Raw genomic sequence first — 7,222 nt, 5'->3', positions numbered from 1 at the left:
GAAGTGGCTGGCCTTCCTGCTGGTGTACTTAATGTTATCCAAACCGATGTCGAGGAAATCGGTGATGATATGCTGAACAATCCAAACTATCAACTCGTGAGTTTCACTGGATCGACTGCAGTTGGGCGCCATATTGGTGAAATCGCAGGTCGGAACTTAAAGCGTGTGGCGCTTGAACTGGGTGGAAACAGCCCGTTTATCGTGTTATCTGATGCGGATGTTGACAGAGCTGTTGATGCTGCTATTTTCGGCAAATTCATTCATCAAGGACAAATCTGTATGATCATTAACCGAATGATTGTTCATCAAGATAAGCATGATGAATTTGTTCAAAAGTTTGTGGAAAAAGCCAAGGAGCTTCCTTACGGCGATACGAGTGATCCGAAAACCGTTATCGGACCATTAGTCAATGCGAGACAAATGGAGAAGGCCTTGAACTTTATCGAACAGGCAAAGCGTGAAGGGGCAACGGTTGCGTTAGAAGGAGAACGAATTGGGAATGTACTGACGCCGTTTGTGTTAACAGATATCGATAATTCAAGTGAGATTGCGCAAAGTGAGCTATTCGCTCCAATTGCGACCATTATCAAAGCGAAAAGCGATGAGGAAGCGATTGAACTAGCCAACGATACACAACATGGGTTAAGTTCGGCGATCTTTACAAGTGATCTTGAGCGCGGAGAAGAGCTAGCTCTGCAAATTGATTCAGGGATGTCTCATATTAACGACCAAACCGTTAATGACGCTCCGCATATTCCGTTTGGAGGCAATAAAGCCAGTGGATTAGGACGTTTTGGAAACCCGTGGGTGGTAGAAGAATTTACGACAACAAAGTGGGTATCGGTGCAGACGAAGTATCGTCAGTTTGCTTTTTAGCAGTAAGTCTAATTTAAAAGGAGTGATTCTAGGAAATCCCAAGAACACTCCTTTTTTTATGGAATGTATTATTATTAGTCGGAGAAAAACTCAATAAAATGCCTAGCTGCTTTAGATAAATATCTGTCTTTTTGCCATATAACGGCTGTTGTCGTTTTGATTGTACAATCTATTATGTCTAGAACTTTAAGATGATCATGTGTGAAATTAAACAGAACAGATTTAGGCAACATAACTCCACCTAATCCAGCTTTTACCAAAGATAGAAGGATTGTAGCATCAGGGGATTCACATACATAATTTGGTTCTAATCCATGTTTATTAAACTCGTCTAACACAATTTCATATACGCCAATCCCATTGATTCTATGAAGTGCTATCAAAGGAAGGTTACAAATCTCATTCATTGTAATAGAAGATAAATCAGTTAAATGCTCCCAATTAGCCGGAGCAATAAAAACAAAAGGATCAATATCCAATTCGATCACTTCAAGGTTTTTAGTATTTAAAGGTGAACGTACAATAGCTAATTCAATGTTTCTTTCATCGACGTGTTCTGTCAACCGGTAAGGGTCACCGGCTAAAATTTTCAATCTAACATTTGGATAATTTTTGTGAAAAGCGTTCATTCGTTCTGGTAAATAATGAATGCAAGACATCACACATCCAATTGATAAAGTTCCGCTTAACCCTTCGCCTGTTTCTTTTACAGAAGAAATCGTTTCATCAAAATCATTAAGTAGAGTTAAACCTTTTTGATAAAGCATCTCTCCTGCTTCTGTTAGTTCAAGTTTTCTACCATTTCTCACGAGAAGTTTTGAACCAATTTCTGTTTCCATATTTTTAAGCTGTTGACTTAGAGGCGGTTGGGCCATATTTAATTTTTTTGCTGCAATCGTTATCTGGCCTTCTTGAACAACTGTGATGAAATAGCGAAGTTGACGAATATCCAAACCTAAACTCCTCACTTTCATACTTTTAAAGTATATTAAAAAGACTTTTTTTATATTATTCATATAATATAGCATGTGCTATATTATAAAAGAAGTAAAATTTAGAGAATATAGAAAATTCAGCTTTTAACAAAGCGAACTGACTTTTTGAAAGCGTTTTATTTAATAGGGGCAATCTATGTTCTTTTATTATTTAGGGGGAGTTCACTTATGAAACTACAAGATGCAAGAAGTAATGTTGCAGTTGAAAAAAAAGTATATACTACAGCTGATCAAATGTTAGAGTCATTTCAAGAATTAGGAGTTTCATATATTTTTGCAAATTTAGGAAGTGACCATCCTGCATTAATTGAGAGTTTTGCAAGGTTTCAAAAAGAAGGAAGAGATATGCCAGAAGTTATTATCTGCCAACATGAGATGGTCGCCTTAAGTGCTGCTCATGGTTATGCACAGGTAACAGGGAAGCCGCAAGTCGTCCTCATTCATGTCGATTGTGGGACGCAAAATTTAGGAGGGGCTGTTCATAATGCGGCAAAGTGTAGAATCCCAGCTTTAATATTTGCAGGTACATCTCCTTTCACTCAAGAGGGTGAACTTCTGGGTAGCAGAAATGAATTTATTCATTGGATTCAAGATGTATCTGATCAACGTAGTATTGTTAGAGAGTATACAAAGTACTCCAATGAAATTCGAACAGGGAAAAATGTGAAACAAATACTCTACAGAGCAATGCAAATTTCTCAAAGTGATCCAAAAGGTCCGGTGTATTTAATGGCAGCTCGTGAAGTGATGGAGGAAAAAGTAGAGGAAGTTATTTTAGAAACCAAAATGTGGGGATCATTATCACCATCTGCTATTCCCCAACAAAAAGTTAAAGAGATAGCAACTGAGCTTTTGTTAGCTGAAAACCCGTTAATTGTGACATCTAGCTTAGGGAGAAATCATGAAAGCGTCAAAGAGCTTGTAAAGCTTGCTGAGGGTTTAGCAATACCCGTGCTTGAATCAGCTCCAAGTTATCTAAATTTCCCTTCAGAACATCCCTTACATGTTGGGTACACATGGAACGAGCCGGTACAACATGAGCAGTTAGCTATGGCTGATTTGGTTCTCGTATTAGATAGTGATGTACCTTGGATTCCCTTATACAACAAGCCAGCTGAGAATTGTAAGATTTATTATGTAGACGTTGACCCTTTAAAAGAGAAGACACCGCTATGGTATATCCCATCAGAGAGCTTCTTTAAAGCAGATACTTATACTGTACTTCAACAGCTAAATAGCTTCCTAGAAAATGAAAAATTTAACGAAGAAAAGATTACGAAACGTTATGCAAAGATTTCACAATTTCATCAAGAGCAACGTCTTGCCTGGGCTACTCTTGAAGAGCCTAGAGATGATGGCAGGATCACTCCAGAGTTTTTAACATCTTGTATAAAAGAAGTAATTGATGAAGATACGATTGTAATGAGTGAGACAATTACGAACTTTGCAACGGTAAACAAACATTTACCTAGAACAAAGCCAGGAACATACTTCACAATGGGGGCAAGTTCTCTAGGCTGGAATGGAGGAGCATCAATCGGTGCAAAGTTAGCTTCTCCTGACAAACTAGTTGTTAGTTTGTGTGGAGATGGTTGTTTCGTTTTTAGCAACCCAACACCAGTCCATTGGATGTCTAGAAAATATGAAGTTCCATTTTTAACCATTATTTATAACAACGAGCAGTGGAATGCTCCAAAATTTTCAGCATTAGGAGTTCACCCAGAAGGCCTAGCAAAACAAACTGATCAATTTTATACGCAATTTGGTCCATCGTCTGATTTAGCTAAGGTTGCAGAGGCCGCTGGAGGAGCTTATGCAAGTACAGTAGAAAACCCCAAGGAATTAAAGAAGGCTTTAATGAAAGCAGTCCAAGTCGTAAGGGGAGGTAAATCAGCAGTTGTAGATGTACGTATCATAGGAAGGTAATGAAAATTTATTAAATAAATGGGTGGAGATGAATCCCTTTACCTTTTGAAAATGACATCAAAGAGATACATTCTTCACTTTTTTATAGATTAACCAGAGCAAGGTTTAATGTAAGTAACATTTAAATTGCAAATATATAGTAGGTTTAACTATTTAAAAGGGGTGTAAAATGATGAAAAAACAAAGTTGGAAGCGGTTACTAGGTTCAGGTATCTTGAGTCTAATCATGTTTGGATTGGTAGCATGTGGTGGAGCTGAATCTACAGGTGGAACAGATACATCAGACCAAGAAACAGAAAGTGCAAATTCAACTCCATCTGGTGAGGTAGTGAACTTATCAATTTCTACTTTTATGCCTGGGCCTCACCCACAACATACAGAACTTCTAGAACCATTTATTAAACAGATGGAAGAAGCAACTGATGGTCGAGTTACTGGAACATTGTATCCAGCAAACGCATTAGGAGAGGCCAATGCTCAATATGATTTAGTCGTAAATGGTGTAGCTGATATGTCAATGTCTTTACATGGCTACAATCCCGGGAGATTCCCTCTTACTGGAGTTACAGAGCTTCCATTTATGGGTGAAAATGCAACTGATGCAACTAGAATCTTTTGGTCGCTAAATGAAACGTTCCCTGAGATAGAGCAAGAACATGAGGGTACAAAAATTGGTTGGTTATTTAAAAATGACCCAGCTCAACTCTTAACGGTTGATAAGCCTATTCATTCTCCTGAAGACCTCAAAGGGTTGAGAATCAGAACGCCTTCCCCTTCAGCGAATGGAATTTTAGAATCATATGGTGCTATTCCAGTCTCAATGCCAATGGGTGATGTATACGAAGGCATGCAAAGAGGAGTAGTAGACGGTGCCTTAGCTCCAGCATCGGTTATTACAAACTTTCAACTTGCTGATGTAACCAACTATATTACAAAAGGAAATTTTTATACGAGTAGTATCTTTGTAGTAATCAATCCTAATACTTGGTCAAAGATTTCACAAGAAGATCAAGCAGCCATTGAAGAGATTATCGGTGAGGTCATGGCAACTAAAGCAGCAGAATTATATAACGTGGATGCTAATGGAGGTTGGGATTCAGCTAAAGAAGCAGGAATTGAAGTGTTTGAAATTACTGAGGAAGAATTTGGTAAATGGAAAACGCCGTTAGAGCCACTGTATGATAAATGGGTGAATGAAATGGAAGCAAAAGGACTACCAGGAAAAGAAATTTACGAGGAAGCCGTTCGCCTCCGCGATCAAGGAGAGTAAATGTTAATGAAATTCCTAACTAATTTTGAGAAGTTTGTTGGTTTTCTGAATGCTATTTCTTCCAAAATTGCTGCATTTCTTTTATTCATGATGATGATAGTAACATTTAGTGATGTAACAGGCCGCTTTTTATGGCGTCCTGTTACAGGTACTTACGAGTTAACCTATTTGTGGTTAGCCTTAATTGTATTCTTAAGCTTAGGCTACACACAGCAGAAAAAAGGGCACATATCAGTAGGCGTATTCATCGATAAACTATCGATAAGAGCACAAGCTATCGTGGATGTAATCACGTATACAATCATGTTAATTCTTCTAGCTTTAATGTCGTGGCAAACATATTCCTATGCCAACCAGATGTCTAATAGTGTAACAGGGGATTTAAAGCTCCCAGTCAATGTGTTTGTACTCGTTTGTGCTGTAGGTATTTTGCTTTTTGCCTTAACTGTGATTCTAGACTTCTTTAAAGCTATACGAAAGGTGGTGCATCCAAATGAGTCCTGAAGTAATGGGCATAATTGGAATACTTAGTCTATTTGTTCTTATCTTGCTACGTGTTCAAGTCGGGATTGCTCTACTTCTAGTTGGCTTTACGGGCTATTTGTTTTTATCAGGGCCTAATGTCGCTCTAGCTCAGTTAGGGATGAGTGCCTTTGGAACCGCTAGTAAATATAGCTTAAGTGTAATGCCGATGTTTATTTTAATGGGAATGTTTCTCTCCTATAGTGGTCTTGCAAAGGACTTATTTAAAGCCGTTGATAAATGGGTTGGGCATGTCCGCGGAGGAATCGGGATGGCAACTATTGGGGCTGCCGCTATTTTTTCATCCATTTCTGGGTCAGTAAATGCAACAACTGCAACTTTAGCAAAGGTTGCGTTACCTGAAATGAAAGATTACAAATATCATCCTGGTTTATCCTCTGCGTGTGTGGCAGCAGGTGGAACACTCGGTGTGCTAATCCCCCCTAGTGTGATCTTAATTTTATACGGTGTTTTAACGATGGAACCAGTAGGAGCATTGTTAATTGCGGGTATAGTCCCAGGAATACTCCTTGCACTGTTGTTTATGCTAACTGTTTATATCCAGGTAAGAAGAAAACCATCCCTTGCGCCAAATCAACAAAATCCTTCTCCATTTTCAGACAGAGTCAAAGCAATGAGCAAAATCTGGCCATTTGGGCTTATATTCTTATTGAGTATTGGTGGAATCTATTTTGGTTTTTTTACACCGACTGAAGCTGGGGGAGTAGGAGCGTTAGGAGCATTGCTGTTTTCAGTTTTAACTAGGCGTTTAGGATGGAAAGGTTTTTTTGCTTCTTTAGAAGAAACGATTCGGTTGACTTCAATGATCTTCATCATTCTTATTGGTGCTACTCTATTTGGGCAATTTCTAGCAATGAGCAGAGTACCTACACAAGTTACTTCAATGGTCATTGGGTTAGATGTATCACCATTTGTTATCATTGCGATAATCTTAATAATCTATTTTCTACTAGGGTTGTTCTTGGAAGGCATAGCTATTCTAGTCCTAACTCTTCCTATTGTGTATCCTTTAATTATCCAATTAGGATTTGATGGTATTTGGTTCGGTATTATCATGGTCATGGTGTTTAGCATGGGTGTCATCACCCCGCCACTTGGAATTAGCGTATATGTCATAAATGGAGTTGCTAAAGATATCCCAATTCAGACTATATTTCGAGGGGTTACACCAATGCTTCTAACTATGATTATCTTTACTATTCTTCTTGTAATATTCCCTGAAATTGTAATGATATTGCCTAACTTGATGCGGTAATACGATATCAAATAATGATTTTTAATAACTACTATTTTACTTATCTATTAAAAGGGGTGTTTCTATGCAAAACTATGAAGAGTTAAACAAAAGTTTTATTAATGGACAATGGGTAAAAGGAGATAGCGAACGTTCTTATGATATCGTCAATCCTTATGACAACTCTCTCATCACAACCTTTCAACTAGCTACTTCTAAACAAGTAGAAGAAGCTTTTGACGTCGCAAAAGCGGCTCAGAAACAATGGGCAAAAAGCACGGTGGAAGAGAGAAGAGAAGTTTTGCACAAAGCAGCCGACTACTTAAAAGAACATCGAGAAGAAATCGTCAGTGTTATTGGGCGCGAAACAGGAGGAAG

Annotated in this window: 7 protein-coding genes; 6 read left to right on the top strand and 1 reads right to left on the bottom strand. The window is 38.3% G+C overall.

Annotated features, from left to right (window positions below; all coding sequences use genetic code 11):
- A partial coding sequence (locus PQ474_RS25350) for an aldehyde dehydrogenase family protein (protein ID WP_273848360.1) occupies positions 1-876 on the top strand: 876 nt, incomplete at its 5' end.
- 74 nt (positions 877-950) lie between these two features.
- Here the strand turns inward: PQ474_RS25350 and PQ474_RS25345 are convergent.
- On the bottom strand, positions 951-1,829 hold the full coding sequence (locus PQ474_RS25345) for a LysR family transcriptional regulator (protein WP_273848359.1): 879 nt from the start codon (positions 1,827-1,829) through the stop codon (positions 951-953).
- A gap of 210 nt (positions 1,830-2,039) precedes the next feature.
- Between PQ474_RS25345 and PQ474_RS25340 the strand changes: the two genes are divergently transcribed.
- From PQ474_RS25340 to PQ474_RS25320, 5 genes are all read left to right on the top strand, one after another.
- Positions 2,040-3,797, top strand: a complete 1,758-nt coding sequence (locus tag PQ474_RS25340; protein WP_273848358.1) for a thiamine pyrophosphate-requiring protein — start codon at positions 2,040-2,042, stop codon at positions 3,795-3,797.
- A 169-nt stretch (positions 3,798-3,966) separates the two neighbouring features.
- Positions 3,967-5,067 (top strand): TRAP transporter substrate-binding protein, encoded by a 1,101-nt coding sequence (locus tag PQ474_RS25335; protein ID WP_273848357.1) that lies wholly within the window; start codon positions 3,967-3,969, stop codon positions 5,065-5,067.
- 6 nt (positions 5,068-5,073) lie between these two features.
- The gene (locus tag PQ474_RS25330; protein WP_273848356.1) at positions 5,074-5,571 is read left to right on the top strand and encodes a TRAP transporter small permease subunit; all 498 of its coding nucleotides are present in this window, start codon (positions 5,074-5,076) and stop codon (positions 5,569-5,571) included.
- On the top strand, positions 5,561-6,865 hold the full coding sequence (locus tag PQ474_RS25325) for a TRAP transporter large permease (RefSeq protein ID WP_273848355.1): 1,305 nt from the start codon (positions 5,561-5,563) through the stop codon (positions 6,863-6,865). Before PQ474_RS25330 ends, PQ474_RS25325 begins: the two co-directional genes overlap by 11 nt.
- 64 nt (positions 6,866-6,929) lie before the next feature.
- Positions 6,930-7,222: aldehyde dehydrogenase family protein (locus PQ474_RS25320; RefSeq protein WP_273848354.1), on the top strand; the 293-nt coding region annotated here is incomplete at its 3' end.

This window comes from Halalkalibacter alkalisediminis, from assembly GCF_028610705.1.
In the GTDB taxonomy this organism is placed as follows: domain Bacteria; phylum Bacillota; class Bacilli; order Bacillales; family Bacillaceae_D; genus Halalkalibacter; species Halalkalibacter alkalisediminis.
Note: the sequence above shows the minus strand (reverse complement) of the source record. Positions and strands in the feature narration are given on the sequence as shown.

Coding starts and splice junctions, on each gene's coding strand:
- PQ474_RS25340 (WP_273848358.1), top strand. CDS start 2,040: ATGAAACTACAAGATGCAAGAAGTAATGTTGCAGTTGAAAAAAAAGTA.
- PQ474_RS25335 (WP_273848357.1), top strand. CDS start 3,967: ATGATGAAAAAACAAAGTTGGAAGCGGTTACTAGGTTCAGGTATCTTG.
- PQ474_RS25330 (WP_273848356.1), top strand. CDS start 5,074: ATGAAATTCCTAACTAATTTTGAGAAGTTTGTTGGTTTTCTGAATGCT.
- PQ474_RS25325 (WP_273848355.1), top strand. CDS start 5,561: ATGAGTCCTGAAGTAATGGGCATAATTGGAATACTTAGTCTATTTGTT.